Genomic DNA, 26,528 nt, shown 5'->3' with positions numbered 1-26,528 from the left:
GGGTCCCTGTTACGCCCGTGACCACGGTGGTCACCGGGGCGGCGCGGTGCTCTCCCGGACCACCAGCCCGGTGGCCAGCTCGACCCGCCGGGTCTCCAGGGTCTCGCCGCGGGCCAGCCGCAGCAGCATCCGGGCGGCCAGCGAGCCCATCTCGGCCAGCGGCTGGCGGACCGTGGTCAGCGGCGGGGAGAACCAGCGGGACACCGGCAGGTCGTCGAAGCCGACGATGCTCAGGTCCTGCGGGATGCGCAGGCCGCGCTCGCGGGCCGCCTCGCAGGCCCCGAACGCCTGCTGGTCGGAGCCGGCGAAGATCGCGGTGGGCGGGTCGGGCAGCTCCAGCAGCCGGGCGGCCTGCACGTAGCCGCTCTCGAGGTGGAAGTCGCCGTGCCGGACCAGCTCCGGGTCGGCCGGCAGCCCGGCGGCCTCCAGCGCGCCCCGGTAGCCGTCCAGCCGGGCGCGGCTGCACAGCACCCCGGCCGGCCCGCTGATGATCCCGATCCGGCGGTGGCCCAGGTCGATCAGGTGCTGGGTGGCGGCCAGCCCGCCGGCCCAGTTGGCGGCGCCGATCGAGGGCACCTGCGGGTCGGGCTCGCCGCGCGGGTCGATGACCACGCACGGCACCCGCAGCGCCTCCAGCCGGGCCCGGCGGGCCGGGTCCAGCTCGTCCAGCACCAGCACCACGCCCTCGGAGCCGCGCCGTTCCAGGTTGTCCAGCCACTGGCGGGCCGGCTCGGAGCCGGCGTGGATGGCCGACACCACGGTGCCGACCCCCTGGGCGTGCGCGACCTCCTCGGCGCCCCGGATGATCTCCACCGCCCACGGGCTGTCCAGCTCGTCGAAGACCAGGTCGATCAACCCGGCCGGCTCCGCGGGGGCGCCGCGCCGGCGGCCCCGCGGATAGGCGTGCTTGGCCAGCAGCTCCTCCACCCGCGAACGGGTGCCCTCCGCGACGTCGGCACGGCCGTTGAGCACCTTGGACACCGTCGAGACCGACACTCCGGCCTCTCGGGCGATGGCGGTGATCGTGACGTGCCCCCGGCTCCGATTCGTCAAGGCAGACCTCACCTTCTCTGGTACCGGCATCCTACTCCGAAAATTTTCGGATCGCGGACTCCTGTGAACCGGGACATATCCAGGTATTGACAGGGCCTTCCCGCGGCTCCTAGTTTCCGAAACATATCGGCAATGTTTCGAGTGCGGCGGTCCGGGGGCGTCGCCTTGGGAGGTGCGAGAGGTGCTCAGGGTTCGTCGCAGAGCCAGGTACCTGGCCCTGGTCGCCGCATCCGCGCTGGCGCTCAGCGCGTGCGGGAGCTCAGGCCCGGCCGGAGGCGGTTCCGGCGAGGTACGGGTGTGGTCGTTGCAGGACGGGGTCAACAGGGCCGAGCGGGAGGCGGTGGCCGCCTACAACAAGTCCGCCGACCCCAAGGTCAAGATGGAGACCTTCCTCAACGACCCGTACAAGCAGAAGCTGCAGGTCGCCATGGGATCGCCGCAGGCGCCCGACGTCTTCATGAACTGGGGCGGCGGCAACCTCAAGCAGTACGTGGACGCGGGGCAGGTGCACGACCTGACCGGCGCGCTGAACGCCGACCCGGCCTGGCGGGACAGGTTCCTGCCGGTCGTGATGAAGACCGCCCAGATCAACGGCAAGTACTACGGCGTCCCCGAGCGCGGCATGCAGCCCATCGTGCTCTTCTACAACAAGGACGTCTTCGCCAAGGCCGGGCAGCAGCCGCCGAAGACCTGGGACGACCTGCTGCGGCTGGTCGACGTCTTCAAGGACCGCGGCGTCACCCCGTTCGCGCTGGCCGGCTCGCAGGCATGGACCGAGCTGATGTGGCTGGAGTACCTGCTGGACCGCATCGGCGGACCCGCTCCCTTCCAGGCCATCGTCGAGCGCAGGCCGGGCGCCTGGAAGGACCCGTCCGTGCTGCGCGCGCTGACGATGATCCGCGAGCTGGTGGACCGCGGGGCGTTCGGCACCAACTACGCCTCCGTCGACTACGACGTGGGCGGCGCCTCCACGATCTTCGCCCAGGGCAAGGCCGCCATGCACCTGATGGGCTCGTGGGAGTACGCCACGCAGCTCGAGCAGAACCCCGACTTCGTCAAGAAGGACCGGATGGGCTGGACGGCGTTCCCGTCCGTGCCCGGCGGCCAGGGCGACCCGAAGAACATCGTCGGCAACCCCTCCAACTACATGTCGGTCAGCGCCGGCTCCAAGGACAAGGAGGCCGCGGTGCGGTTCCTCAAGGAGGGGCTGACCTCCGACGCCTACATCCGCGGGATGATCAGCGTCGGTGAGGTGCCGGCCATCAAGGGCGTGGAGCCCCAGCTGCGCAGCGGCCCCGCCCCCGAGTACGGCACCTTCATCTACGGGCTGGTGTCCGGGGCGCCCAACTTCACCCAGTCGTGGGACCAGGCGCTGCCCCCCAACGTCGCCGAGGCGATGCTGACCAACCTGTCGAAGCTGTTCCTCAAGGACATCACGCCGCAGCAGTTCGCCGACGCCATGGACAAGATCAAGTGAAAGTCCGCTCATCCCGTGGAGCCGGCCCGGTGAAGACCGGCCGGCTCCACGGCCGGAGCCCGGTGCACCAGCGTCCCGGGGTGATCTGGGCCGCGCCCGCGTTCTTCTACTTCCTGGTGTTCGCGGTGGTGCCGCTGGTCCTGGTCGTCGGCCTCAGCTTCACCCACTGGAACGGGCTCGGCATGCCCCGGTGGGCCGGCGCCGCCAACTGGTCCCGGCTCGCCGAGGACCCCACGCTGGGCTCCTCGATCCGGCTGTCGCTGATCCTGACCGCGGTCGCCTGGCTGGTGCAGACCCCGATCAGCCTGCTGCTGGGCGTCTGGGCGGCCGCACCCGGGCGCGGCCGGGCGGCGCTGAGCGCGGTGTTCTTCGTGCCGCTGCTGATGTCCAACGCCGCGGTGGCGCTGCTGTGGCAGTCGCTGCTGGACCCCAACTTCGGGCTGGCCGAGCTGATCGGCCCGCTGCTGGGCGCCCCGGACGGCAACGTCCTCGGCGATCCGGGGCGGGCCCTGGCCGCGATGGCGCTGGTGGTGTCCTGGCAGTTCATTCCGTTCCACATGCTGCTGTACCAGGCCGCGACCCGGCAGATCCCGCGGTCGCTGTACGAGGCGGCGGCCATCGACGGGGCCGGGCGGGTGCGCCAGTTCCGGTCGATCACGCTGCCGCAGCTGCGGCACACGATCGTGTCCTCCAGCGTGCTGATCGTGGTCGGCTCGCTGACCTACTTCGAGACCATCCTGCTGATCACCGGGGGCGGGCCGGGCACCGCGACCCGCGTGCTGCCGCTGCACATGTACATCACCGGCTTCGAGGCGTTCGAGATGGGCTACGCCAGCGCGCTGGCGGTGCTGCTGGTCGTGGCGGGCACCGCGCTGTCGATCGGCATCGTCAGGATGACCGGTTACTCCCGGATGGACAGCAGCCGGGAGGGGATGTGACGACCCGACAGGAGACCCGCAGGGCCCGCACCGCGCAGGCCGGCGCGCACGCCCGGCCCGCCCGGCCGGGCCCGCGCCGGGACGGCTCCCGGTGGCCGCCGTTCCTGCGGCGGGCCAACCCGCTCGCCGCCCTGGGCGCCCTGGCGTGGCTGGTCGTCGTCGGCATGCCGGTCTACTACCTGGTCACGGTGAGCCTGCGGACCCGCGCCGACTACCTGACCGCCGGTCCGCTGGCCCCGCCGACCTCGCCGACGCTGGACAACTACCGGCTGGTGCTGACCGGGGAGTTCGGCCGGTACTTCGTCAACACCGCGATCGTCACCGTCGTGTCGATCGTGCTGGTGCTGGCCCTGGCGCTGCCCGCGGCGTACGCCATCGTGCGCGGCCGGCACCCGCTGATCCGGACCGGCTTCTCGATGATGCTGCTCGGGCTGGCCATCCCGTCCCAGGCGGTGATCGTCCCGCTCTACCTGCTGATCACCCGGATGCACATGTACGACTCGCTGGCCGGGATCATCCTGCCCACGGTGGCGTTCCTGCTGCCGGTGGCGGTGCTGGTGCTGACCAGCACGCTGCGCGAGATACCCAATGAGCTGTACGAGGCGCTGGCGCTGGACGGCGGCGGTCCGATGGAGGCGCTGCGCACGCTGGTGCTCCCGCTGAGCCGGCCGGGCCTGATCACCGTCGCCGTCTACGTGGCGGTGAACGCCTGGAACGGCTTCCTGTTCCCGCTGGTGCTCACCCAGTCGCAGGACCAGCGGGTGCTGACGATGGGGCTGTGGAGCCTGCAGGGCCAGTACACCTCCAATGTCCCGGCGCTGATGGCGGCCATGACGCTGTCGGTGCTGCCCGTGCTGCTGTTCTACGCGATCGGCCGCCGCCGCCTGGTGAGCGGGCTGACCGCCGGGTTCGGCAAGTGACGCCTCTGCCGGACGGCGGGCGACAACGTGTTCGAGAAACGGAGTGCTCATGACCGATGACCAGCGTTTCCTCCGGGTGGCCGGCGCCCGGCTCGTCGACGGCTCCGGGACCCCGGTGCGCCTGCGCGGCGTCGGGCTCGGCGGCTGGCTCAACATGGAGAACTTCATCACCGGCTATCCGGCCAACGAGACGTTGATGCGCCGGACGGTGCGCCAGGTGCTGGGGGAGGAGCGCTACCACCGCTTCTTCGACCGGCTGCTGACGGTGTTCTTCGACGAGGCGGACGCGGCGTTCCTGGCCTCGCTGGGGCTGAACTGCGTGCGGATCCCGCTGAACTACCGGCACTTCGAGGACGACCGGGCGCCGTTCGAGATCCTCGAGGAGGGGTTCGCGCACCTGGACCGGGTGATCGACCTGTGCGCCCGGCACGGCATCTACACGGTGCTGGACCTGCACGCCGCGCCCGGCTGCCAGAACCACCACTGGCACAGCGACAACCCCACCCACCTGCCGGCGTTCTGGGAGCACCGGCACTTCCAGGACCGGCTGGTCAACCTGTGGCGGGTGATGGCCGAACGGTACGCCGACAACCCGTGGGTGGCCGGGCACAACCTGTTGAACGAGCCCGCCGACCCGACCGGGGAGATCATCGGGCCGTTCTACGCCCGGCTGGTGCAGGCCGTCCGCGAGGTGGACCCGCGGCACGTCATCTTCCTGGACGGCAACACCTACTCGACCCGGTTCGACATGTTCGGGGACCCGTGGGAGAACACCGTCTACACCTGCCACGACTATGCGCTGGCGGGGTTCGTGTACGGCGGGCCGTACCCGGGTTACACCGAGGGCGTGTGGGTGGACCGCGACCAGTTGGAGCGCAAGTTCCTGGAGCGGTCCGAGTACCAGCGCCGCACCGGGACGCCGATCTGGGTGGGCGAGTTCGGCCCGGTCTACACCGGCGACCCCGAGCGGGACGAGCAGCGGTACCAGATCCTGCGCGACCAGCTCGACATCTACGACGCCCACGAGGCGGGCTGGTCGCTGTGGACCTACAAGGACGTGGGGCTGCAGGGGCTGGTGCACATCGCGCCGGACAGCGCGTACGCGCGGCGGTTCGGCGACTTCATGGCGAAGAAGGCGCGGCTGGGCGCGGACCACTGGGGGTCGACCGATGAGGGCATCAGGCATGTGGTGGATCCGCTGCACGCGTTCATGGACGAGCAGTTCCCGGACTACGACCCCTATCCGTTCGGGCGCCGCAAGTACACCGAGGACCTGGTACGGCACATCCTGTTCTCGCAGCCGCTGACCGTGGAGTACGCCGAGCTGTTCCGCGGCCTGGACGACGGGGAGCTGGACGCGCTGGCCGACTCGTTCTCGTTCGCCGCGTGCGTGCGCCGCGAGCCGCTGGCCCGGATCCTGGCCGAGCGGTGCAGGCCGCAGGAGGCCGGTTCGTCCGGCGCGCTGCGCGCGGGCTGAGGCTCGGGGGACGGCCGGACCGGCGGGCCGCCGGTCCGGTCACCCGGGCTTCCGTGCGCTGGGCGACGCAGTCGCCACGCTGAGTGATTTTACCTTTGGGGCTCCTTGATCCAGGTTGTCCTATTTTTAATAGGTCTGTACCTTTCCGTGATACCGGTCCGTCGGTAACCGCCATCCCGGGCGGTGCGGATCGGACGCCGAGTCCCGGCGGCGCCGAACCCCTCACATCGCGCCGCGGGAGCCGGGGACCCACGCTTCCTGGGGTGAATCCGCCGTGCGCGGTAGGGCGACTCCTGGCCCGAACCCGTCAGCTAACCCGGTAGGCGGTCTCGAAGGAGAGCGCATGGATCCCATCGGGGAAAAGTTGCTCGACATCGCCAAGGCCGAGCTTGGCTACACGGAGAAATCGGGAGGGTACACAAAGTACGGCGACTGGTACGGCAAGAACGTCGACAACAGCTCCTACTTCGCCACCGCGCCCTGGTGCGACATGTTCCTGGCCTGGGCCGCCGACAAGGCCGGGGTGACCGAATGGGCGGGCCAGTTCGCCTACACGGTCTTCCACGCCCAGTGGTTCGCCCGTAAGGGCGCCTGGGGCACCGAGCCGGAGCCCGGCGCGATCGTCTTCTTCGACTGGTCGGGCACCAAGAGCATCGACAACATCGACCACGTGGGGATCGTCGAGAAGGTCGAGGGCGACCGGATCCACACCATCGAGGCCAACAGCGACGGCATCTACCTCAAGCGGCAGGTGCGTTCCCCCCAGAACATCGTGGGCTACGGCTACCCCGCCAAGGTGCACGTCCCCGGCCGTTCCGTCGAGGAGGTCATCGGCGGCGGCTCCCGCTCCGGCGACACCGCCGTCAAGTACCGGCCCAAGCACGCCGCCCCCGCCTCCGTCGAGCAGATCGGCGGCGACACCGGCGGCAGGCCCGTGCAGGGCGTCGGCGAGGCCCGGGACGGCCTCCTCCCGCCCGTCCCGGACGCACCGGTGTTCGCCGACGTCCTGACCGTCGCCGTCGCCGGCACCGTGGCGCTCGCCGTGGGCAGGAGCGTCCTGACCCGCCTCCCGGCCAGGCTCCCGGCGCTCTCCGCGCCGAAGCTCCCCACGAGTTCCCCGGTCCGGCTCCGCAAGCGCGGCCGCCACCACCGCGCCCCGGTGGAACTGCCCGCCGACCTCGCCCCCGCCGACCTCACCGCGGCCGACGCCCAGACCGTGGCGATGCCCCTGGTCAGCGCCGCCGTCGCGGCCGAGGCCGAGGACCGCGAGTTCTGGGGCCAGATCTCCCGGATGGACACCGAGGACCTGGAGTTCTGGGACTCGATCATCGCCGAGTCCGAACACGGCGCCGCCGTCCGCTGACCGGCTACCCGGCCGGGCCCTCTTCCCCGTCAGGCCCGGCCGGGTCAGCCTTCGAACGCCTCGAAGGCCCGCGACCGGGAACCGCTCGGCGGCGTGCACGACTGTGCCGGGAGACAACACGCCGACCGTCCTGGTTGCGAACTTCCATAAAGCAGGCCGCCCCACAGGCCCTCATCGCCGCCCGCCGGCCCGCCCGTGCCAGACTGAACGCCGTTCGGCGACGACGAGGAGGGCGTCATGGCGGTCGATCCCACGGGCAAGGACCTCAAGCGGCTCATGGACGAGGACCCCGGCGGTCCGGTGGTCATGCTCAACCTGCTGCGCTTCGCCCCCGGCGGCCAGGACTCCTACATGGAGTACACCCGCCGCACCGCCCCGTTCCTCAAGAAGTACGGCGGCGAGCTGCTGTACGCCGGGCAGGGCTCCACCGCCCTGGTGGCCGAGGAGGGACAGGCGTGGGACGCGGTGCTGGTGGTCCGTTATCCCAGCCGCGAGGCGTTCAGCCGCATGGTCGCCGACCCCGAATACCAGAAGGTCACCGAGCTGCGCACCAAGGCCCTCACCGAGGCCGTCCTCCAGGCCACCGTCCCCTGGGGCAAGGGCTGAGCCGGATACGTCCGGCGGATCGCCGAACGGGACGCGCACCGTCCCGTGGGGCAAGGGCTGAGGAGCCTTCGCTCTCGCCACGGCGGATCAGCCCGCTGACGACACCGGCCACAGGACGGCGGGCCGCCCGTCCCCCGGGATTCCGGGTCTCACCACGGGGGGAACAGTTCGGCGGCGGCGCTCGGCCACAGGGTGGCGGCCATCGTCGGCAGCAGGAACATCAGGACGGCGAGCCCCCAGTGCCGCTGGGGGAACCCGGCGGTGTCCGCCGCCAGGACGTTGGCGAGGACGAAGGCGCCCAGCATGGGCAGCGTGAGCACGACCACCAGGACAACGGCCGCCATGGCGCCGTCGTCGACGTCGTTCGGAGCCGGGGAGGTCACGCCCAGAGCGGCGAGCGGGTGGTCGTGCAGGAACGACCAGCCGAAGTGCAACGGCAGCACGCCGAGACCTCCCAGACCGAGGTTGAGCAGCGCGGACTTCAGCGGCCACAACCGTGATCCCGGCCGTGCGCTCTTTGTGGACATAAGAGATTCCTCGTTTCGGTCGGCTCGGAATGGAGGTTCGAATATCGGGCGGTGATGTCGGGCGAACCCGGTGACGGTGGACCGGCGTCGTACCGTGTGTGCAAATGTCCGCGTTCAAGGTTGTCGATTCTCCCTGGACGCTCCGTGGAACCGGCTGCAAGGATGGAACCGGTACACAGGGTCACCGGGTGCGGGGAGTGCCACCGGGTATGCAGACGGAGCGTTTTTGGGCCGGCATCGGCGCGGCGTTCCGGCAATGGCGGCAGCCCCGGGAATTCCGGATCGCGCCCGCCGCATGGCCGCGGGACGCGCTGAGCACGCTGGAGAAACTGGCGTCCGCTCTCGCCGAATCCGCACCGCCGCCCGAGCCCTCGCAGCCCGCCGACACCGCCGGGGAGACCGCCGCCCCCGCGCCCCCCGGACCCGCCGAGTCCGAGTCCGGGTCCGCCGGGTCCGAGGCCGGGTCCGCCGGGTCCGAGGCCGTTGCACAGGCGCCGGAGGCGCTGCCGGACCGGACGCTGGCCGAGCTGGCGACCAACGTCTGGCGGCTGCACACCCGGCTCGGCCGGGACGAGGACACCCCCCGGATCGTCATGCGGCACCTGGAGGGCGCGCTGGACGCGCTGGCCGACGCCGGCGTCGAGATCCGCGACCATCTGGGCGAGCCCTACGACCCGGGCCTCACCCTGGAGGTGCTGACCCTGCAGCCCACTCCCGGACTGGGCCGCGAAGAGGTGATCGAGACCCTCCGGCCCAGCGTCTACTTCCGCGACCGCGCGATCCAGCGCGCCGAGGTGATCGTGGGGACTCCGCTGGAGCCCGGCGCACCAGACGAGCCCGGCGGATCCGGCGAGCCCGGTCTGCCGCAACCCACCCGGGAGTCACGTCCATGACCCGCAGCACCATCGACTTCGGCATCGACCTCGGCACCACCAACAGCGCCATCGCCCGGTTCGCCGGCGTCGGGGCCGAGATCGTCAAGAACAACCTGGGGCACGAGACCACGCCGTCGGCGGTGTGGGTCGACCGCCGCAACCGGATGCACGTGGGCAGCGCCGCCAAGGTGCGGTCCGAGGAGGATCCCGACAACGTCTGCACCGAGTTCAAGCTGCGGATGGGCACCTCCGGCATGGCCAAGCACTTCACCGCGGCCGGCCGGTCGATGGAGCCGGAGGAGATGTCGGCGGAGGTCCTCAAGTCCCTCAAACGGGACGTCGCCCAGCGCCACGGCGAGGAGATCACCGCCGCCGTGATCACCGTGCCCGCCGCGTTCGAGCTGAGCGCCTGCGACGCCACCAAGCGGGCCGCCGAGCTGGCCGGGCTCACCCAGGCGCCGCTGCTGCAGGAGCCCATCGCCGCCGCGCTGGCCTCCGGGTTCCAGAGCACGGCCGACAACGCCTTCTGGCTGGTGTACGACCTGGGCGGCGGAACGTTCGACGCCGCGGTGATCAACCTGCGGGACGGCGAGTTCAACGTGGTCACCCACCGGGGCGACAACTTCCTCGGCGGCAAGCTTATCGACTGGCAGATCGTCGAGCGGCTGCTGATCCCCGCGATCACCGAGCGGCACGCGATGACCGGGCTGGGCCGCGGCGACCGGCGCTGGGCCGCGGCGATCAGCAAGCTCAAGCAGGCCGCGGAGCAGGCCAAGATCCAGCTGTCCCAGATGGAGGTCGCCGAGGTCCTGCTGGAACTCACCGACGAGCACGGCCGGCCGTTCGACTTCGAGTACGAGATGCACCGCGCCGACGTGGAACGGCTGTTCGAGCCGTTCATCGTGCGGTCGGTCAACCTGTGCCGCACGGCGCTGAGCGAGAGCGGGCTCGGGCCAGGCGACATCGAGAAGGTGCTGCTGGTCGGCGGCCCCACGCTGTCGCCCTACCTGCGGCAGCGGCTGGCCGACCCGCGCGAGGGGCTGGGCATCCCGCTGGACCACGGCCAGGACCCGATCACGGTGGTGGCCCGCGGCGCGGCCATCTTCGCCGCCACCCAGCGGCTGGAGACGATGGCCGCGCCCCCGCCGCCCGCCCCCGGCCAGTACGCCGTGCAACTGGAGTACGAGCCGGTCGGGCCGGACCTGCAGCCGTTCGTCGGCGGCCGGGTGTCCGGGCCCGACCTGGCCGGCTACTCGGTGGAGCTGATCAGGGACGACGCCCGCGACCCCTGGCGCAGCGGCCGGATCGCGCTGGCGCCCAACGGCGCGTTCGGCGTCACGCTGCTGGCCGAGCGCGGCCGCCCCAACACGTACCGGATCGAGCTGACCGACCCGACCGGCGCACCGCACGACATCACCCCGGCCACGCTGACCTACACCGTCGGCGTCGTCGACACCCAGCCCCCGCTGACCCACTCGATCGGGGTGGGCCTGGCCGACAACGAGGTCGAGTGGCTGCTCAAGCGCGGCACCCCGCTGCCGGCCAAGCGCCGGGTGACCCTGCGCACCACGGTCCCGGTCCGGGCGGGCGGCGGCGAGGGCATGATCCGCATCCCGCTGCTGGAGGGCGAGCACGACCGGGCCGACCGCAACCGGCGGATCGGGCGGCTGGAGGTCTCGCCCACCCAGGTGCGCCGGGACGTGCCCGAGGGCAGCGAGGTCGAGGTCACCCTCCGGGTCGACGAGTCCCGGCTGATCGTGGCGCGGGCCTACATGCCGATCCTGGACGAGGAGTTCGAGCAGGTCGTCAACCTGCAGACGGAGACCGTCCCGGAGCAGCCCGAGCTGGCCCGCGAGGCCGCCGCCGAGAAGCGCCGGCTGGCCGCCGCCCGGCGGGAGGCCGAGGAGCTGAACGACCGGCCCGCGCTGACGGTGCTGGCCCGGATCGACGCCGAACGGATCGTCGCCGACGTCGAGGAGATGGTGGAGGCCGCCAAGGTCGACCCCGACGCGGCCACCATGTGCGGCAAGCGGCTGCTGGACCTCAAGGCCGCCGTCGACGAGGTCGAGGACGCGCTGGAGTGGCCGCGGCTCACCCTGCAGGCCCACGAGCTGCTCCAGGCGGTCCGCGAGATCGTCGCGGTCAAGGGCGGCCCGCAGCACCGGCAGGCGCTGGCGTCCGGGGAGACCGCCGTGCAGGAGGCGATCACCGCGCACAACGCCCGGCTGCTCCAGCAGCGCCTCGACGAGCTGCGCTCGCTCGCCCTGCAGGTCCTGGACGAGTCCGGCGACCTGCAGTTCATGGCGTTCGAGGAACTGCGCACCATGCAGCCGGAGATGCGCGACCAGGCCGAGGCGGGCCGGCTGATCGCGGTCGGGCGGCAGGCGATGGACCGGGGCGACGCCGACACGCTCCGGCACATCAACGTCCAGTTGCGGGACATGCTGCCCAGCCCGCCGCCGCCCCCCGACCCGTTCTCGACGGTGCGGCGATGACGGCGCCCGCCGCGGCGCCGGACGCCGTCCGCGAGATCACCCTGGCGCAGGCCCGCACGCTGGCCCGCCGCGGCCGCTACCTGGAGGCCGAACGGCTGCTGGACGAGCTGGCCGGTGACGGCGGCGGGCCCGACGTGACCGTGCTGGACCTGCTCGCCCGCGTGTACGCCCAGCAGGGCCGGCTGGAGGAGGCCGACCGCTGCTGGGCCGAGGCCGAGCGGCTGGCCCCGGACGCCCCGGAGATCACCGAGGGCCGCCGCCGCATCGCCGCCCTGCGCGGCTCCCGCCCCCGCCGGGCGACGACGGGCCTGCTGGGCCGGGTGGTCGCGGTGCTGGTCGCCGTGCTGATCCTGGCCCTGCTGCTGGACATCCGCGGCGAGGTCCGCCGGGAGCCCACCGCCGCCTCCCCGCCCCCCGCGCCGCGGCCGGCCGCGCCCGCCGACGCGCTGCCCGACCTGGCCGTCCGGCTGGGTGATATGCGGGGCGTCGGAGTGGAACGGCTGCCCGGCGAGCTGGTCGTCACGTTCCCCGAGGGGCTGTTCCGCAGCGGCGCGACCCTGACCGCGGACGGCCGGGCCGTGCTGGAGGACGTGGGCGGGCGGCTGCGCGCGTACGCCGGCCGGATCACCGTCACCGTGGTCGGCCACACCGACTCCCGGGCGATGCCGCCGGGCGGCGAGTTCGCCAGCAACGCCGAGCTGGGCCTGGCGCGCGCCACCGTCGTCCGCGAGCTGCTGCGCCGGGCGGCGGGCCTGCCCACGGCGGCGCTGCCGGTGTCCACGATGGGCGGCGTGGCGCCGCCGTTCCCGGACGCCGCCGACCAGTCCCGGAACCGGACGGTGAGCCTGCGGATCTCCGCGGCGCGCGGGGGGTGAGCGAATGGCGACCACGACGGCGGAGTCGGTGTTCGGGGAGACGGGCCCGGACCTGTACCGGGACAACCCGTTCCGGATCACCGGGCTTCCGGTGCGGGCGACGGCCCGCGACATCCGGCGGCGGGCCGACCGGCTGCGGGTGATGGAACGGCTGGGCATGGAGGCCGGGGCGGACCCGCAGATCCTGCCGCTGGACCCGCCGCCCGACGAGTCGGCGGTCGAGGAGGCCATGCAGCGGCTGCGGGATCCGCGGCGCAGGCTGGTGGACGAGTTCTTCTGGTTCTGGCCCGCGCCCGGCGGCGGCTCCGACGAGGCGCTGGACGCCCTGCGGCGCGGCGATCCGGAGGCGGCGGCCGGGATCTGGAGCCGGGTGCGGCAGACCTCCGCGGGGGACGCCGCCGCGGTCGCCCTGCACAACCTGGCGGTGCTGGCGCACGCCCGCGCCCTGGACGCCGAGCACCACGGCGACGACGGCCAGGTCGGGGCGCGGTTGTGGGGGCAGGCGTTCGAGCACTGGCGGGCGGTGTGGCACGACGACGACGTGTGGGACCTGCTCGACGACCGGGTCCGGGAGCTGGCCGACCCCCGGGTCACCCTGGCCGTCACCCGCCGGATGCGCGCCGAGCTGGCCGCCATGCTGATGTCGATCAACGCCGGCCTGGCGGTCCGGGCCGCCCGTGCGGGCGACGGAGGGGCGGTCCAGCGGCAGCTGTCGCTGATGATCCGTTCGATGTTCGGCGGCCCGGCGGTCGACAGGGCCGTGGCCGACGCGGTCGAACCCGACGCGGCCCGCATCCGCGCGCTGTGCCAGACCGCCGAACGCGTCACCGAGGCCGATCCGGAGAAGGGCGCCGAGGCCGCCCGGGACCTGCTGGAGCGGAGCGAGCCCCTGCTCGACGTCCTGGAGCTGATGCTGCCCGGCGACGACACCCTGCTGCAGGGCGCCTCGGACGACGTCGCCACCTGGGTCATGCGCTGCACCGTCGCCTACGGCAACAAGACCGGCGACTGGATCACCGCCCAGAGCCTGCTGCAGGAGGCCAGGCCGCTGGCCGCCACCGACCCCGTGCGCTCCCGCATCGACGCCAACCTGACGACCGTCGGGGAGAACGTCGTCTACGCCCGCTGCCACTTCTGCAAGCAGAACCCGGCCGACCAGTCCTCCTCCGTCGAGCAGAAGATGTACGGCGACGTCCAGCACATGGGCTACCGCATCAACTGGCGCACCCTCACCGTCAGCATCCCCCGCTGCACCGTCTGCAAGCAGCAGCACGAGCAGCGCGGCCGGCGCGTCTGGGGCATCGGCTGCACCGGCAACCTGCTCGCCCTGGCCCTCGTCATCGTCCTCTTCGCCACCGGCTCCCCCGGCTGGGCCATCCTGCTGGCCATCGCCGACGTCATCGCCTTCTTCTTCGTGGCGGGCATCGCCGGCCCCGGAATGCCCACCGGCCAGTTCGCCACCATCCGCGAGTTCGAGCCCGTCCGCCGCATGCTCGCCGCCGGCTGGAAGTTCGGCGAGAGACCCCCCAACGTCAACTGACCCCGCACGGAGACGAGCCGGAGGCGAACGCGCCGATCCGCTGCCGGTCGACCCGGCGCGGCTCGCCGGAGAGGAGAAGTAGGCCGCCATGACGCATGAGGTCGTGCTGACCGACGCGGCGAAGGACGGGCGGACCGTCCTGGTGGGATGCCTGCTGATGGCGGCCCTGATGTTCGTCGTCGGGTTCAACGTCGACGGCGGATTCCGGATCGCGTTGTTCGTCGTGGGCGGCCTGGCGGCCGTCTTCGCCCTCTTCGTCGTGAGCGTCATCCTCAGCGGTGCCCAGCAGCGGCTGCTGCTGGACCGGCGGGGGCTGGTGCACGCCCGAGGCGAGCGGGCCGAAGTCCTCCCGGCCGAGGCGATCCGGTCGGTGGGGCTGCTCGTCGACGGCGACCGGACCACGTTCCTGGTCGTCTCCTACGATCCCGCGATCAGGGAGCGACTGCCCAGGTCGCTGCGGGGGTACGAGATCAGGCCCGGGCTGCTGCGGCTCGGAATGGTCGGCGACGACGGCTTCGGGTTCATCCCCCTCGCCAGGATCGCCGAGGCCCGCCGGGTGGTGCAGACCTGCGGGCTCGGCGAATGGCGCGACCACTCCTGACGGCCGCGCCGGGGGTCAGGCGAAGTTCTCCGGGGCCATCGCCTGGATCTCCTCGGCCGCGACGACCACCGCCAGGAACGCCGCCTCCCACGCGCCGGGCATCTCCCGGCGCAGCCGCAGGGTCCAGGTGTGGGCGGCGAGCGAGGCGGTGGCCAGCCGGTCGCCCAGCAGGTCGCGCGCCTCGAACGACTGGTGGGCGTTGCCGGCGGCGATCGTCCCCATCGCCCGGCCGGAGGCGTCGGCGACGTCGAGGGTGCTGCCGGTGAGCCCCCGGCCGCCGCGGCGCTCGACCGTGGCCAGCCGGTCGCCGTCGGCGTTCTTCACCCACAGGCTGTGGATGTCCTGCTCCGTCTGCTGCGGCAGGCTCAGCCAGGTCGTCCCGTCCGGCCGGACGAGCCGGACCTCCTCCTGTGTCCGGGAGAACATCGTGCGCAGGGACCAGCGCGGCCGGACGATCCGGGCGGTTTCCTCACCCGCGGAATCGATGATCCGGTCCCCGGACAGCAGGAGGAGCCGGGGCAGGTCCGCGTCGCTCATCTCTCGAACGCCTTGCGCAGGTTGCCGGAGGGCTCCGTGTGGCCGACGGGTTCCGCCGGCTTGGCCGCGTACGCCTCGGAGCCGCGCATCAGGTCGTCCAGGCCGAAACCGCTCATATGCGGGCTCCATGTGATCGGCGACGGAACGGGTGCGTTCAGGGTAGTCGGTTCCGGATCGGGCGTGGGGCGGTGGCCCGGCCGGGCAGTGCGGCGGCAGGCGATGTAGTGGTCGGCATGGGTTCACCGGGGCGGCGTCGATCGGAACGCACGAGCGGGAACCCACATCGCTGGGTGGCGGGATCAGAGCGTGATGTCCCGGGCGCAGGTGAAGCCCAGGGTTGTGAGGCCTTCGGACTGGTAGAGGCGTTCGGCGGGGCTGCCTGTGGCGGCCTGGAGGATCTTGTAGGCGGCGCCGTTGCGGAGAGCCCAGGTCATGGCGGCTTGCCAGAGGGCACGGCCGTGTCCTTGGCCGCGGTGGGCGGGGTGGACGGCGAAGTACTGGGGTGGCTGGTGTCGCCGGCCAGTGGCGTCGGTCATGGTGGACAGCGGGCCGATGGCTCCGACGATGCGCTGATCCTCAACGGCGACGAGGACGGGGCCGTCGTCGTGCCCGGCCTTCATCCGCTGGTGGAGGAAGGCGAACCCGCCCTCGTCGAGCTGCGCGGCGAAGGTGCCGAACGTGTCGGCCGCCGGGCACTGGGTGAGTGGGACGACTGAGCTGTGTTCGCGCTCGTCGCGTGAAGTGAACGTCTTGAGCATCACCCGCGTTCGGGCACCGTCCGGGGTGCTCTGGAACCAGATGAGCCGGGCGGTGGGCCGCGTTCCGTAGGTCGTGCTCCACTTGCGGGCCCACTCGGCGGCCTGGTCCAGGGGCGGGCGGACCTCGCCGTAGTAGTGGATCTTCAGCAGGCCGCCTCCCCGGGCCGTGAGGGTGGGGATCACGGTCAGGTCCGGCTGGTGGATGACCTCTGGGACCAGGACGTGCTCGTCCTTGGTGGCCGACCAGCGGCGGTCCTTGTCGTAGGGGAGGAAGCGGCCGGTGCCGGCCACGTCCAGGACGGCCTGGAAGAGTTCGGCCGAGAGGGCGTCGGGATGGACGGGGCCGAGGGTGGGGACGTACGGGACGGTCACCACCGGGCTCAGCCAGTCCCACCGCAGCATGTCCGGCAGCGTAACAACGGCCGCGCATGCGTCAGGCCCCGACGCGGAAAGTCGCCGGGGCCTGATTCGGGCTGGTCAGAACGGGTTGTCGTCGCCCGCGCTGCAGGAGCAGACGGCCGACTCCGACAGCGCGTCCAGGTCCTCCACGAGTTCGATCTCGGTGGGATCCGTGGCCTGGGCGTACCTGGGCTTGATCTCGATGTCGACGGTCACCTTGTCACCTCCTCTCGGGGCTCTCGGTGCTGGCAGTAGGTGGCGAGAGGGGCTTTGGCCCGGCGATAGAGCTGGACGAGGGGCATGCATGTTCCGCAGGTTCCGCTCAGCGTGCAGCCGGTGCAGCCGCCCTGGCGAAGGAGCAGCCGGTCGGCGATGCCGCCCAGATGGTGCAGGCTTTCGATGCCCTCGTCCATGAGCGAGACGGACGGGTCGCGGCCGACCTTGCAGATGCTGGCCTTGCCGTGCGGGTCGACGTGGAAGAAGGTGTGGCCGGCGTTGCAGCCGGTGAAGACCTTGCGCTTGCGCAGATGGTCCTTGGACTGGGCCGGCAGGGTCTCGGCGCCGCCGTAGATGGTCGGCACCATGTTGACGTACTCGTCGAACGGCAGGCCGAGACGTTCGGCGAGATCGCGCATCTGGTCGACCTCGTGGGCGTTGTGCCTGGTGACGATCATGCTCAGGGCCAGCGGCAGTCCGGCCTCGCAGGCGGCGTACAGGCCTTTCTGGAAGAGGCGGAACGCGCCCTTGCGGCGGGTCAGTCCGTCGTAGCTGTCGGCGGTGGCGCCGTACACGCTCAGCGTGATCCGGTACGGCGGACGGGAGGTGAGCAGGTCGAGGATCTTGGGGTTCGACAGGCGGGATCCGTTGGACAGGATCGACAGCATCATCCCCAGCTCATAGGCCAGGCCGTAGACCTCGGGGAACAGCCGGTCGATCATTGGTTCCCCGCCGGTGAGCTGGAGCCACAGCACTCCGGCGTCCCGCATGATGTGCAGCAGGCGCTCGCGGTCCTCCCACGGCAGGCCCTCGAAGCGCTTGAGGCCGAGGTAACAGTGTTCGCAGTCGTAGTTGCAGCCGAGATTCAGCTCGTAGGAGGCACGGCCGAAGCCGAACGGGGACTGCTTCCGGACCAGGACCACGTCCGTGAACGACCGGCCGGAAAGGTTCAAGCTCCATGTGCGGCGGGCGGCTTCACGGAGCCATGTCGGGCACGGGCTCTCTGTGGTGACGTTCGCCAGCTCGCGGTAGCGTGCGTGGGAGATCTTGAGGCCCTGCCGGCTGCCCGGCCGCACGATGAGGTGGTCACCGAGGAACGGGCTGGCGATCAGCTCATGCATGGGTTTCCCTTCGGCAGCGACTGCTCACGTCTGGTCAGTGAGAGGGTCCGTCGACTGGGTTCGAGCGCTGACAACTGCGACGGTAAGAAGGCGTTCGGCCGAGGGGCCATGAAGTTGCCCGACGTTGCCCCCTTGAGGGCTATCCGAGCGATTCCAGTGCGTCGGTGATGAGGTCGTGGGCCGCATTGCCGTACACCGCGATGCCGGCCAGGTCGGTGAAGTCCCGTACGTACATGGCGACCTCTCGGGGCTGGGTGATGGACAGGACGCCGGAGACGAGTTCGACGCTCACCAACTCGGTGTCGAAGATGACGAACGCTTCGCGGGGCAGCACTCGTCGGCGGTCCGCCTGGAGAGGGATGACGCCCAGCGAGACCGAGGGAAGCCTGGCGGCCTGGCGCAGGTGGAGGAGTTGACCGCGCATGATCGCGGTGTCGTAGAGCCGGTGCCGGAGTACGGGTTCCTCGATCAGGAAGACGAACCGGCGCCCGGCCTGCCGCAGGATCCGTTGCCGGGCCATTCGTTCCGTGACGGCTTCGGGGATGTCGTCGTGGCCCGCGCCCTGTCGGCTGCGGACGGTCTCCAGCAGGGCGGTGGTGTAATCCGGGGTTTGCAGCAGGCCGGGGATGAGCTTCGGTTGGTAGCCGCGGACCAGCTTGGTGCGTTCGAAGAGAGGGCGGACTGAGGCCTGGGCTTGGCGCAGGCCTGCCCGGTTCAGCCGCTGGTAGGTCACCCACATGCCGGCGACGGCGCGTTGCTCGGCCAGCAGTTCCTCGGTGCGCTCCGGTGATACGCCGCAGACCCGGCACCAGGTGCGTACGTCCTCGGCGGAGATGGGACGTATACCGTGCTCGATCTTGCTGACCTTGGACACCCCGTGCCAGCCGGCCGCGGCCGCGAGGGCCGTGCCGGTCAGGCCCGCCGCCAGCCGGATCTCCTTCAGCTGGTCGGCGAGCGCCTGCCGGGCCTGCTGTGCGCTGGACGACGACGAGGAGGGCACAAGGGGTCAGACCTTGTAGTCCTGGTGGGGGACGGCGCGTTCCCAGACGGCTTCGAACGCCGACCGGCACATCTCGATCGTGTCGGGGTCCTCGTAGAACTGGTGTCCGTGGACCTCGCCGTCTCCGCCGAAGAGGGAGAAGCGGACCAGCCTGTCATCGAAGACCCAGTAGGGGTTGCCGGGCAGCGCGAGCGTCGACGCCAGCCGTCGGGGGAGCCATCGCACCCGTTCACCTGCGGCGATGTTGACCGGCCCGGTGAGTTCATGCTCCCAGCGGACGTAGTCCGACACCGGCTCGGACACGATCCGGGCGCGCCGGATCACCACCCCCCGCGCCACTGCGCTGGAGATCAGGTCCATGTACTGGCGGTACTGCGTTGCGGGGTCTACGGGGGCGGGCCGTCCGGCCAGCCATGCCTGGAAGCTCGGGTCGGAGGTGAGGTGCCGGTCGTGGATCTCCAGGTGCAATGCCGAGGTGGTGGTCGACGCGATCAGTTCAGCGAACGTCGGCGTCGGCTTGTCCGAGGCGTGTTCGGACGTCCTCGTCGGGGCGGGGGTGCTGCCCTGCGGGGAACCTGCGCCGGCCGCGTTCGTAGGTGCCATTGACCGCCTCCAGGATGATCGCCGCCATGCGGTGGGGCAGCCTGACGACCGACTCGCCCGGCATGATCCGGCTGTCGGAGTTGATCCACGCCAGGATCTCCGGATCGGTCACCGTCTCGCCCTGCATGTAGAAGTCCCCGGTGTCCGGATCGACGAAGACCGCCGGGCACTCGTCGGTCGGGTTGTCGGGGTCCACCCCTACGAAATCTAGCGCCATGCGTTCCTCCGGCATCGCTCGTTTGCCCCAGGTTGCCCCTGACCGTCACCCGCCCTGAATGGCTGGTCAAGGCTCAGGGAGATCGCCCCGCAGTTATGGAAATGGCCCCGGCCAGGACAGCTCGACATCTGCGTACGAACCGGCGAAAGCGTCCGCGACCAGGCCGGACGGCTAACGCTGTGCCTGGAGGTGGAGAGGGGAGTCGGCGAGCGGCGGCATGAGGACTCTGCTCGGCGAGTCCTTGAGCAGGGGCCTGTGGCTTGCTTGTCCCGTGGGTCCGCTGCCGGCTGATGGCCTGGTCGATCTGGCGTGCGAGGTCGGCGGGATGCTTCGCCTCGACCAGGCCGCCGTTCACCAGGGCCCACAGCGAGCGGGTGTACTGGCCGAACCAGATGCAGACGCCGGGGAATGCATGCCGAAGCTCCGCGAGGACCAGATCGACGTCCAACTCGGCCATGCACCACGCGCCGGTGATCGGATCGGTCACTGCCACGGTGATGCAGCGCTGTTCGGATGCTCCTTCACCTGCGCGGAAGGGCACCATGCCACCTCCAAGATGAACGCGGCATCGTGCGCGTTCACCACACGTGGAGATCGATGCGGGCGGCCGGCCGAAGGCCGAACGGCCGGTGCAGGCAAGGGACCGGGCACCGGCCGTATGAAGTCCGGCCTGCTGAACAGCGGCGGGACAGACCGCCCAGAGCCCGTCCGCGCGGGGCACGGAGGGGCGAAGCAGATGCTCAGCGGTTGATCGCAGCCCAGGCGACGTGGCCGGTGGGAGTGGCGTGACGGCCGTGCTCGTCGGCGAGGGCGGCGACGAGCATCAGGCCTCGTCCGTGGTCGTCCGGGCATTCGGGCGCCCACTTGCTCGATGCGGTCGGCGCCCCGTCGTCGTGGACGGCGAGCCTGATCCGGTCGGCCGTGACGCCGAGTTCGACGCGAATGCGTCCACCGGGACCGCCGCTGGCGGTGTGCCAGAGCGCGTTGGTGCCGTACTCGCTGGCGATCAGCTCGAACGCGTCGACGTGCTGGGGGACGTCGGTGAGGACCAGCCGCACCCAGCCGCGCAGCAGGGACACGGCCTCCGCAGTCCCCGGCAGGTCGACCCGCCAGCCGTGCTCGGGCTCGTCCGTCGAGGTCTCGGATACGGCGGCGCCGATCGTTCGAGTGGTCTTCCTTCGCCCGGTGCTTCGGGTGCCGGCGTCCGTGTTCACGCCGGTCGTGGCGCCGTCGAGTTTCGTCGTCGCGCCCGCACGTCGACGGGGCGTTCTGAGCCACACCTGCTCGAGGGCAGGCGTGATCTCGGACAGGGACGGCACCGGTGCCGCCGGAAGTATCCTCATCGCAGTCCTCTCTTGGGGACGGATGCCGTGCGGCCGGGCCAGGGGCTCCAATCCGAAACCCGGCCGCACGGCGGTCTCCATGTCCTCGTCATCAGCGGGTTCGCCGGCATTCGTGGCGGTGAGAAACATCCTGCCTACGATCTGTGCTCGCTAACAATGCACTGTGCATGATCCCTTGACCACATGCGGCCAGTGGTGAACACAGAGCAATCACGAGGACAGACTTGGCTGCTGTGGTAGCGACCCAGCACAGCCTCACAGTCCGCGGCCGCCGTCTGGCCCGGGAGCTTCGCGCCTGCCGGGAACGCGCCGGCATGACCATCGAACAGGCCGCGGCCTGCCTCGGCTGGAACCGCTTCAAGCTCAGCCGGATCGAGGCCGGCAAGACGCGGGCGACCCCGGCGGACGTGGCGCGCATCCTCGACCTGTACGGCGTCGACCCCGAAACCCACGCCGCCCTCGTCCAACTGGCCCGCGATGCAGGCCGCCGCGGATGGTGGACCGGCTACTCCGGGGTGTTCACCGGCGGCTACGTCGCTCTGGAAGACGAGGCCTCCGAGATCCGCACCTACCACGTCCAGCTCATCCCGGGCCTGCTCCAGACGGAGGACTACGCCCGAGCGGTGATCTCAGCAGGTATCCCCGACGATCCGGCCGAGGTCGACAAGCGCCTGCAGGCTCGGATGGCCCGCAAGACCCTCCTCACCCGCCCGAACGCGCCAACACTCAAGACCGTGCTGGCTGAGCCGGCGCTACGGCAACTCGTCGGCGGCAAGAGCGTGATGCGGGATCAGCTGTACGAACTCAGGCGCATCGCACGCCGTCCCAACGTGACGATCCGCGTGCTTCCCTACACGGTGGGAGCGGAAGCCGGTGTCGACGGTTCATTCGTCATCCTCGGCTACTCCGACCCGCTCGACCCGGACATCGCCTACTCGGAAGGCATCTACGGCCACATCTATCTCGAAAGCGCCGAGCACGTAGCCCGCTGTAGGGTGGCGTTCGACCGCATATGGGAAGCGGCACTCGACGAGGACGAGTCCCTGAAGTTCATAGCCGACATCGCCACCGAGCCAAGGTAGTCGCCATGCACGCCTCCCCGGATCTCCCCAACGTCACCTGGCGCAAGAGCTCCAAGAGCACCGCCACAGGCAACGAGTGCGTCGAACTCGCCGCGTTCGCCCACGCCATCGCGATCCGAGACTCCAAGGACCCGAACGGCCCACGCCTGACCCTGCCGCCCGTGGCTTTCCAGCGTCTGACCGATGAGATCCGCCGGGGCGGGTACGACATCTGACGCCGGGACGGCCCGACATGAGCGAGCCGCCTGCCATCCCGGAAGTCCACCCGTCGCCCCGGCATGACATGCGTTCGGTGAAGCCCCCAGTGCCGTCGCCTGAATCCCTCGTCCGCGAGGACGCCTGCCGGTGAAACCTCCTGCCGGGTGTCCGGCAGTTCCCGATGCGGCCGCGTGATCCAGGCATCGCCGCCGAGCGTTGCTGGGCCATGGGTGTGGGGCGGTGGCCCGGCCGGGCGGGTGGGATATGCGCCGGGTTCTCCCGGCCCGCCCGGCCGGGGGTCTAGGCGGGGGTTTCGGTGTGGGGGTGGTGGCAGGCGATGTAGTGGTCGGGGGTCAAGGGGCGCATGCGGGGTTCTTCGGTGGCGCACAGGGCGGTGGCGCGGGGGCAGCGGGTGCGGAAACGGCAGCCGGTGGGCGGGGCGAGGGGGGAGGGGGGCTCGCCGGCCATGTGCTTTTCCTCCTCCTCGGGGATCCGCAGGGGGGCCTGGGGGACGGAGGACAGCAGGGCCCGGGTGTAGGGGTGGGCGGGGGAGCGGACGAGGGCGGCGCTGGGGGCCAGTTCGCAGGTCTTGCCCAGGTACATGACGAGGATGCGGTCGCTGATGTTCTTGACCACGGCCAGGTCGTGGGCGATGAACACCAGGGTGAGGCCGTAGCGGGCCTTGAGGTCCTCCAGCAGGTTGAGGATCTGGGCCTGGACGGAGACGTCCAGCGCGGAGACCGGCTCGTCGCAGATGATCACCTCGGGGTCCAGGGCCAGGGCGCGGGCGATGCTGATGCGCTGGCACTGGCCGCCGGAGAACTCGTGCGGGCGGCGTCCCGCGGCGGTGGCCGGGTCGAGGCCGACCGCCTCCAGCAGTTCGTCGATCCGGGCGGTGTCACCGTCCAGGGTGCCCCAGACGCGGGGGCCCTCGGCGACGATGTCGCGGACGCGGCGGCGCGGGTTCAGCGAGGAGATCGGGTCCTGGAAGATCATCTGCAGCCGGCGGCGGGTGCGCCGCAGGGCCTCCCCGCGCAGGCCGGTCAGCTCCAGGCCGTTCAGCCGGACCGAGCCGGCGGACGGGCGGGGGAGCTGCATGATCGCCCGGGCGGCGGACGACTTGCCGCAGCCGGACTCGCCGACGATGCCGAGGGTCTCGCCCCTGGCGACGTCGAAGCTGACCCCCGACACGGCGTGCACGGTGCGCCGCCGCCCGGCCGGGAAGGTGACGGTCAGGTCCTCCACGCGCAGCACCTGCTCGCCGTCCCGCAGGTGCGCGGTGCCGCTACCGGCCATCCTTGATGTTCCCTTCGACGTCGACCGGCCCGGCGGAGACGGCCGGGTGGTCCTGGTGCGAACGCGCGGCGTCGTCCGTGCCGTCCGCGGTGGACACGGCGGGTCCGGCGGGCTCGGTGACAGTGACGGGCTCGGCCGGGTACCAGCAGGCGTACGCGCGGCTCCCCTCGTTCACCAGCGGCGGGGCCTCCGCCGCGCAGCGCTCCCGGGCGAACGGGCAGCGCGGGTGGAAGCGGCAGCCGGCCGGCGGCGCGACCAGGTTGGGCGGGCGGCCGTCGATGACCTCCAGGCGGGTGTGGCTGGGCGCGGTCAGGTCGGGGGCGGCCTTCAGCAGCGCCTCGGTGTAGCGCATCCGCGGCGCGGCGAACAGCTCGGCGGCCGGGCCGTGCTCGACGACCCGGCCCGCGTACATGACGATCACCTCGTCGGCCCAGTCCGCCACCATCGCCAGGTCGTGGCTGACCAGCACCATCGCCATGTCCCGCCGTTCGCGCTGGTCGTGCAGCAGCCGCATGATCTGCTTCTGCACGGTGACGTCGAGGGCGGTGGTGGGCTCGTCGGCGAACAGGATCTCCGGGTCGCACGACAGCGCCATCGCGATGGTGATCCGCTGCCGCATCCCGCCGGAGAGCTGGTGCGGGTAGCCGCGCAGCACCCGGCGCGGCTCGGGGATGCCGACCGAGGCCAGCAGCCGTTCGGCGGTGGCGTACGCCTCTTTGCGGTCCATCCCGCGGTGCACCCGCAGCGGCTCGGTGACCTGGGCGCCCACGGTGCGGACCGGGTTGAGGGCGGTCATCGGGTCCTGGAACACCGCCGCCATCCGGGTGCCGAGGATGCCGCGCATCTGCTCCGGGGACTTGGCGGTCAGGTCCTCGCCGTCCAGGTACACCCGCCCGCCGCGCTCCACCCCGGCGGGCGGCAGCAGCCCGAGGACGGAACGGATGAGCTGGGACTTGCCCGACCCGGACTCGCCGACGATCGCGAGCGTGCGGCCTCGCTCGAGCGTGAACGACACCCCGTCCACCGCCCGCACCAGCCCGTACGGGGTGTGGAACCCGGTGCGCACGTCCACCGCCTCCAGCAGCGGCGCCGGGCCCTTCCGCTCGGGGGCGGCGGGCTCGTCCACGGTGACCGCGGCCTTCTTGCGGGCCCGGCGGGGCTCCAGGCCGCTGTGCCGGATGGTGGTCAGCTCCTGCAGCCGGTCTCCGACCAGGTTGAACGCCAGCACGGTGCAGAACATCACCAGCGAGGGCACCAGCACGATGTGCGGCGCGTCGTCCAGGTTGGACCGGCCCTCGTTGATCATGCCGCCCCAGGTGGGGGTGGGCGCCTGCACCGACAGCCCGAGGAACGCCAGACTGCCCTCGGCGACCACCACCACCGCCATGATCACGAACGCGTAGGACAGCGCGGGCAGCACCACGTTCGGGGCGATCTCCCGCCGCATCACCGTGCCGCCCTTGGCCCCGAGCGCGCGCGCCGCCGTGACGAACTCGCGCTGCGCGTACGCCATCGTCACGCTGCGCACCAGCCGCACCCAGGCGGGCGCCCCGAGCACGCCGAGGACGATCAGCACGTTCCGCACGCCGGCCCCGGCGAACGCCACCACCGCCAGCGCGAACACCAGCGCCGGGAACGCCAGCACGATGTCGTTGGCGGTCATGATGATCCGGTCCACGACACCCCGGTAGTACCCGGCGACCAGCCCGAACGGCGCTCCGAGCAGCAGCCCGATGAGCACCGCCCCCAGGCCCACGCCCAGCGACACCCGCGCGCCGTGCACGATCCGGCTGAGGATGTCGCGGCCGAGCGCGTCGGTGCCGAACGGGTGCCCGAACGCCGGCCCGCTCCGGGGCTCGCCGCTCAGCGTGGCGTCGTAGTGCGGGATCGGCAGCAGGTCGGCCAGCAGCGCCGCCCCGGCGACGAGCACCAGCCACGCCACCGCCAGCCGGAATCCCCAGCCGAACCGCCGTCTCTTGCCGGCCGGCCGCGCGGCCGGGGCCGGGGTCCCGGCCGGGTCGTCGGCCGGGACCTTGGCCGGGTCGGGGCCCGGCTCGACGTCAGGAAGCATGCCGGATCCTCGGGTCCAGGAGGCCATAGACCAGGTCGATGGCGAAGTTGACCAGGACGTAGCCGACCGCGACCACCAGCACCCCGCCCTGCACCACCAGGTAGTCGCGGGACAGGATGGCCTCGACGAGCAGCCGGCCCACCCCGGGCAGGCCGAACAGGGTCTCGATGATCACCGCCCCGCCGATCAGCGCCCCCAGGTTCAGGCCCACCACCGTGACCAGGGAGATCGCCGAGGGCCGCAGCGCGTGCCGCCACATGATCCGGCGCGGCGACAGGCCCCGGGCGCGGGCCAGCGTGATGTAGTCCTCCTGCAGCGTGGCGATCAGGTCGGCGCGCAGCAGCCGCGCGTACACCGCCAGTTGCCCGGCGGCCAGCGTGACCGACGGCAGCACCATCGTCTGCAGGTTGCCGACCGGGTCGGCGTCGAACGGGGTGAACCCGGTCGCCGGCAGCAGCGGCAGCTTCACCGCCAGCATCATGATCAGCAGCACCCCGGACACGAACACCGGGGTGGACAGCAGCCCGAAGCTCACCGTGGTCAGCGCCCGGTCCAGCGCCCCGCCGGCCCGGCGGGCGGCGGCCATCGCCACCGGCACCGCCAGCCCCAGCGAGATGACCTGGGAGAACACCAGCAGTTCCAGGGTCACCGGCAGCCGGGCGGCCAGCGACTCGCGCACCGGGATGCTGCTGGTGTACGAGGTGCCCAGGTCGCCGGTGACCACCCCGCCGAGCCAGTCCAGGTACCGCTCCCAGAACGGCCGGTCCAGTCCCAGGTCCCGGCGGACCGCCTCCAGCGCCGCCTCGTCCCCGGCGTAGCCGAGGATCTGCATCGCCGGGTCGCCGGGCAGCAGGGTGATCATCCAGAACGCCAGCACGGTCACCACCAGCAGCACGAACAGCAGCTGGCCGGCGCGCCGCAGCACGATCCACGCCATGCC

At 71.5% G+C, this 26,528-nt stretch carries 26 protein-coding genes and 1 riboswitch; of the genes, 13 read left to right on the top strand and 13 right to left on the bottom strand.

The genetic code is table 11. The annotated features are described in order from the left end of the window. Nucleotides 1-30: 30 nt before the first annotated feature. The gene (locus tag HNR21_RS02365; protein ID WP_119728135.1) at nt 31-1,083 is read right to left on the bottom strand and encodes a LacI family DNA-binding transcriptional regulator; all 1,053 of its coding nucleotides are present in this window, start codon (nt 1,081-1,083) and stop codon (nt 31-33) included. A 151-nt stretch (nt 1,084-1,234) separates the two neighbouring features. Here HNR21_RS02365 and HNR21_RS02360 point away from each other — a divergent pair, with 151 nt between their 5' ends. From HNR21_RS02360 to HNR21_RS02335, 6 genes are all read left to right on the top strand, one after another. Further along, nucleotides 1,235-2,530, top strand: a complete 1,296-nt coding sequence (locus HNR21_RS02360; RefSeq protein WP_312880789.1) for an extracellular solute-binding protein — start codon at nt 1,235-1,237, stop codon at nt 2,528-2,530. 29 nt (nt 2,531-2,559) lie between these two features. Beyond that, nucleotides 2,560-3,468 carry a carbohydrate ABC transporter permease gene (locus tag HNR21_RS02355; protein ID WP_312880788.1) on the top strand — a complete coding sequence of 303 codons (909 nt, stop codon included), beginning with the start codon at nt 2,560-2,562 and terminating at the stop codon, nt 3,466-3,468. Further along, the gene (locus tag HNR21_RS02350; protein ID WP_312880787.1) at nt 3,465-4,388 is read left to right on the top strand and encodes a carbohydrate ABC transporter permease; all 924 of its coding nucleotides are present in this window, start codon (nt 3,465-3,467) and stop codon (nt 4,386-4,388) included. Before HNR21_RS02355 ends, HNR21_RS02350 begins: the two co-directional genes overlap by 4 nt. A gap of 49 nt (nt 4,389-4,437) precedes the next feature. Further along, nucleotides 4,438-5,865 (top strand): glycoside hydrolase family 5 protein, encoded by a 1,428-nt coding sequence (locus tag HNR21_RS02345; RefSeq protein WP_182703843.1) that lies wholly within the window; start codon nt 4,438-4,440, stop codon nt 5,863-5,865. A gap of 201 nt (nt 5,866-6,066) precedes the next feature. Next, a riboswitch (cyclic di-AMP (ydaO/yuaA leader) is annotated at nt 6,067-6,206 on the top strand. A 2-nt stretch (nt 6,207-6,208) separates the two neighbouring features. Continuing rightward, complete coding sequence (locus HNR21_RS02340; protein ID WP_182703842.1) at nt 6,209-7,228, top strand: CHAP domain-containing protein; 1,020 nt, start codon at nt 6,209-6,211, stop codon at nt 7,226-7,228. A gap of 237 nt (nt 7,229-7,465) precedes the next feature. Next, nucleotides 7,466-7,834 (top strand): DUF1330 domain-containing protein, encoded by a 369-nt coding sequence (locus HNR21_RS02335; RefSeq protein ID WP_119728138.1) that lies wholly within the window; start codon nt 7,466-7,468, stop codon nt 7,832-7,834. 149 nt (nt 7,835-7,983) lie between these two features. On the opposite strand, the gene HNR21_RS02330 is transcribed toward HNR21_RS02335, so the two are convergent. Continuing rightward, on the bottom strand, nt 7,984-8,361 hold the full coding sequence (locus HNR21_RS02330; RefSeq protein ID WP_182703841.1) for a hypothetical protein: 378 nt from the start codon (nt 8,359-8,361) through the stop codon (nt 7,984-7,986). Nucleotides 8,362-8,570: 209 nt separating this feature from the next. On the opposite strand from HNR21_RS02330, the gene HNR21_RS02325 reads away from it, so the two are divergent. From HNR21_RS02325 to HNR21_RS02305, 5 genes are all read left to right on the top strand, one after another. Then, on the top strand, nt 8,571-9,254 hold the full coding sequence (locus tag HNR21_RS02325; protein ID WP_182703840.1) for a nucleotide exchange factor GrpE: 684 nt from the start codon (nt 8,571-8,573) through the stop codon (nt 9,252-9,254). After that, nucleotides 9,251-11,731, top strand: a complete 2,481-nt coding sequence (locus HNR21_RS35810) for an Hsp70 family protein (protein ID WP_182703839.1) — start codon at nt 9,251-9,253, stop codon at nt 11,729-11,731. The genes HNR21_RS02325 and HNR21_RS35810 overlap by 4 nt, the downstream gene beginning before the upstream one ends. Continuing rightward, the gene (locus tag HNR21_RS02315; RefSeq protein ID WP_182703838.1) at nt 11,728-12,606 is read left to right on the top strand and encodes an OmpA family protein; all 879 of its coding nucleotides are present in this window, start codon (nt 11,728-11,730) and stop codon (nt 12,604-12,606) included. Before HNR21_RS35810 ends, HNR21_RS02315 begins: the two co-directional genes overlap by 4 nt. 4 nt (nt 12,607-12,610) lie before the next feature. After that, a complete protein-coding gene (locus HNR21_RS02310) occupies nt 12,611-14,146 on the top strand; it encodes a hypothetical protein (RefSeq protein ID WP_182703837.1) in 1,536 nt (511 codons plus the stop codon). Nucleotides 14,147-14,234: 88 nt separating this feature from the next. Then, a complete protein-coding gene (locus HNR21_RS02305) occupies nt 14,235-14,747 on the top strand; it encodes a hypothetical protein (protein ID WP_182703836.1) in 513 nt (170 codons plus the stop codon). A gap of 15 nt (nt 14,748-14,762) precedes the next feature. Here the strand turns inward: HNR21_RS02305 and HNR21_RS02300 are convergent, their stop codons facing one another. The 8 genes from HNR21_RS02300 to HNR21_RS02265 all read right to left on the bottom strand — a co-directional run bounded on the left by HNR21_RS02300 (nt 14,763) and on the right by HNR21_RS02265 (nt 20,812). Then, nucleotides 14,763-15,284: a hypothetical protein gene (locus HNR21_RS02300; protein ID WP_182703835.1), complete on the bottom strand. Its 522-nt coding sequence runs from the start codon at nt 15,282-15,284 to the stop codon at nt 14,763-14,765. A 299-nt stretch (nt 15,285-15,583) separates the two neighbouring features. After that, nucleotides 15,584-16,444 (bottom strand): GNAT family N-acetyltransferase, encoded by an 861-nt coding sequence (locus HNR21_RS02295; RefSeq protein ID WP_182703834.1) that lies wholly within the window; start codon nt 16,442-16,444, stop codon nt 15,584-15,586. Between the two features lie 75 nt (nt 16,445-16,519). After that, nucleotides 16,520-16,657 carry a hypothetical protein gene (locus HNR21_RS02290; protein ID WP_182703833.1) on the bottom strand — a complete coding sequence of 46 codons (138 nt, stop codon included), beginning with the start codon at nt 16,655-16,657 and terminating at the stop codon, nt 16,520-16,522. After that, on the bottom strand, nt 16,654-17,778 hold the full coding sequence (locus tag HNR21_RS02285; RefSeq protein ID WP_182703832.1) for a radical SAM protein: 1,125 nt from the start codon (nt 17,776-17,778) through the stop codon (nt 16,654-16,656). The genes HNR21_RS02290 and HNR21_RS02285 overlap by 4 nt, the downstream gene beginning before the upstream one ends. Before the next feature lie 139 nt (nt 17,779-17,917). Then, nucleotides 17,918-18,778, bottom strand: coding sequence for a DUF5753 domain-containing protein (locus tag HNR21_RS02280; protein ID WP_182703831.1), 861 nt, complete (start codon nt 18,776-18,778; stop codon nt 17,918-17,920). A 6-nt stretch (nt 18,779-18,784) separates the two neighbouring features. After that, entirely contained in the window at nt 18,785-19,246 is a 462-nt protein-coding gene (locus HNR21_RS02275; RefSeq protein WP_246441927.1) for a DUF6879 family protein, read from the bottom strand. A 28-nt stretch (nt 19,247-19,274) separates the two neighbouring features. Further along, nucleotides 19,275-19,577: an RNA-binding protein gene (locus HNR21_RS02270; protein ID WP_182703830.1), complete on the bottom strand. Its 303-nt coding sequence runs from the start codon at nt 19,575-19,577 to the stop codon at nt 19,275-19,277. Nucleotides 19,578-20,338: 761 nt separating this feature from the next. Next, on the bottom strand, nt 20,339-20,812 hold the full coding sequence (locus HNR21_RS02265) for an ATP-binding protein (RefSeq protein ID WP_182703829.1): 474 nt from the start codon (nt 20,810-20,812) through the stop codon (nt 20,339-20,341). A gap of 362 nt (nt 20,813-21,174) precedes the next feature. On the opposite strand from HNR21_RS02265, the gene HNR21_RS02260 reads away from it, so the two are divergent. Beyond that, a complete protein-coding gene (locus tag HNR21_RS02260; RefSeq protein ID WP_312881540.1) occupies nt 21,175-22,023 on the top strand; it encodes a helix-turn-helix domain-containing protein in 849 nt (282 codons plus the stop codon). Between the two features lie 5 nt (nt 22,024-22,028). Beyond that, complete coding sequence (locus HNR21_RS02255) at nt 22,029-22,238, top strand: DUF397 domain-containing protein (RefSeq protein WP_182703827.1); 210 nt, start codon at nt 22,029-22,031, stop codon at nt 22,236-22,238. A gap of 283 nt (nt 22,239-22,521) precedes the next feature. Here HNR21_RS02255 and HNR21_RS02250 read toward each other — a convergent pair whose 3' ends face one another. Genes HNR21_RS02250 through HNR21_RS02240 form a run of 3 tightly spaced genes read right to left on the bottom strand, consistent with a single transcriptional unit; the run spans nt 22,522 to nt 26,525 of the window. After that, a complete protein-coding gene (locus HNR21_RS02250) occupies nt 22,522-23,517 on the bottom strand; it encodes an ABC transporter ATP-binding protein (RefSeq protein ID WP_182703826.1) in 996 nt (331 codons plus the stop codon). Continuing rightward, nucleotides 23,507-25,588 (bottom strand): dipeptide/oligopeptide/nickel ABC transporter permease/ATP-binding protein, encoded by a 2,082-nt coding sequence (locus HNR21_RS34890; protein ID WP_182703825.1) that lies wholly within the window; start codon nt 25,586-25,588, stop codon nt 23,507-23,509. The genes HNR21_RS02250 and HNR21_RS34890 overlap by 11 nt, the downstream gene beginning before the upstream one ends. Beyond that, nucleotides 25,578-26,525 carry an ABC transporter permease gene (locus HNR21_RS02240; protein ID WP_182703824.1) on the bottom strand — a complete coding sequence of 316 codons (948 nt, stop codon included), beginning with the start codon at nt 26,523-26,525 and terminating at the stop codon, nt 25,578-25,580. The genes HNR21_RS34890 and HNR21_RS02240 overlap by 11 nt, the downstream gene beginning before the upstream one ends. Nucleotides 26,526-26,528: the final 3 nt, after the last annotated feature.

Source organism: Thermomonospora cellulosilytica (genome assembly GCF_014138835.1).
In the GTDB taxonomy this organism is placed as follows: domain Bacteria; phylum Actinomycetota; class Actinomycetes; order Streptosporangiales; family Streptosporangiaceae; genus Thermomonospora; species Thermomonospora amylolytica.
Note: the sequence above shows the minus strand (reverse complement) of the source record. Positions and strands in the feature narration are given on the sequence as shown.

Coding starts and splice junctions, on each gene's coding strand:
- HNR21_RS02315 (WP_182703838.1), top strand. CDS start 11,728: ATGACGGCGCCCGCCGCGGCGCCGGACGCCGTCCGCGAGATCACCCTG.
- HNR21_RS02330 (WP_182703841.1), bottom strand. CDS start 8,361: ATGTCCACAAAGAGCGCACGGCCGGGATCACGGTTGTGGCCGCTGAAG.
- HNR21_RS02305 (WP_182703836.1), top strand. CDS start 14,235: ATGACGCATGAGGTCGTGCTGACCGACGCGGCGAAGGACGGGCGGACC.
- HNR21_RS35810 (WP_182703839.1), top strand. CDS start 9,251: ATGACCCGCAGCACCATCGACTTCGGCATCGACCTCGGCACCACCAAC.
- HNR21_RS02255 (WP_182703827.1), top strand. CDS start 22,029: ATGCACGCCTCCCCGGATCTCCCCAACGTCACCTGGCGCAAGAGCTCC.
- HNR21_RS02345 (WP_182703843.1), top strand. CDS start 4,438: ATGACCGATGACCAGCGTTTCCTCCGGGTGGCCGGCGCCCGGCTCGTC.
- HNR21_RS02285 (WP_182703832.1), bottom strand. CDS start 17,778: ATGCATGAGCTGATCGCCAGCCCGTTCCTCGGTGACCACCTCATCGTG.
- HNR21_RS02325 (WP_182703840.1), top strand. CDS start 8,571: ATGCAGACGGAGCGTTTTTGGGCCGGCATCGGCGCGGCGTTCCGGCAA.
- HNR21_RS02295 (WP_182703834.1), bottom strand. CDS start 16,444: ATGCTGCGGTGGGACTGGCTGAGCCCGGTGGTGACCGTCCCGTACGTC.
- HNR21_RS02335 (WP_119728138.1), top strand. CDS start 7,466: ATGGCGGTCGATCCCACGGGCAAGGACCTCAAGCGGCTCATGGACGAG.
- HNR21_RS02240 (WP_182703824.1), bottom strand. CDS start 26,525: ATGGCGTGGATCGTGCTGCGGCGCGCCGGCCAGCTGCTGTTCGTGCTG.
- HNR21_RS02340 (WP_182703842.1), top strand. CDS start 6,209: ATGGATCCCATCGGGGAAAAGTTGCTCGACATCGCCAAGGCCGAGCTT.
- HNR21_RS34890 (WP_182703825.1), bottom strand. CDS start 25,588: ATGCTTCCTGACGTCGAGCCGGGCCCCGACCCGGCCAAGGTCCCGGCC.
- HNR21_RS02365 (WP_119728135.1), bottom strand. CDS start 1,083: ATGCCGGTACCAGAGAAGGTGAGGTCTGCCTTGACGAATCGGAGCCGG.
- HNR21_RS02300 (WP_182703835.1), bottom strand. CDS start 15,284: ATGAGCGACGCGGACCTGCCCCGGCTCCTCCTGCTGTCCGGGGACCGG.
- HNR21_RS02250 (WP_182703826.1), bottom strand. CDS start 23,517: ATGGCCGGTAGCGGCACCGCGCACCTGCGGGACGGCGAGCAGGTGCTG.
- HNR21_RS02310 (WP_182703837.1), top strand. CDS start 12,611: ATGGCGACCACGACGGCGGAGTCGGTGTTCGGGGAGACGGGCCCGGAC.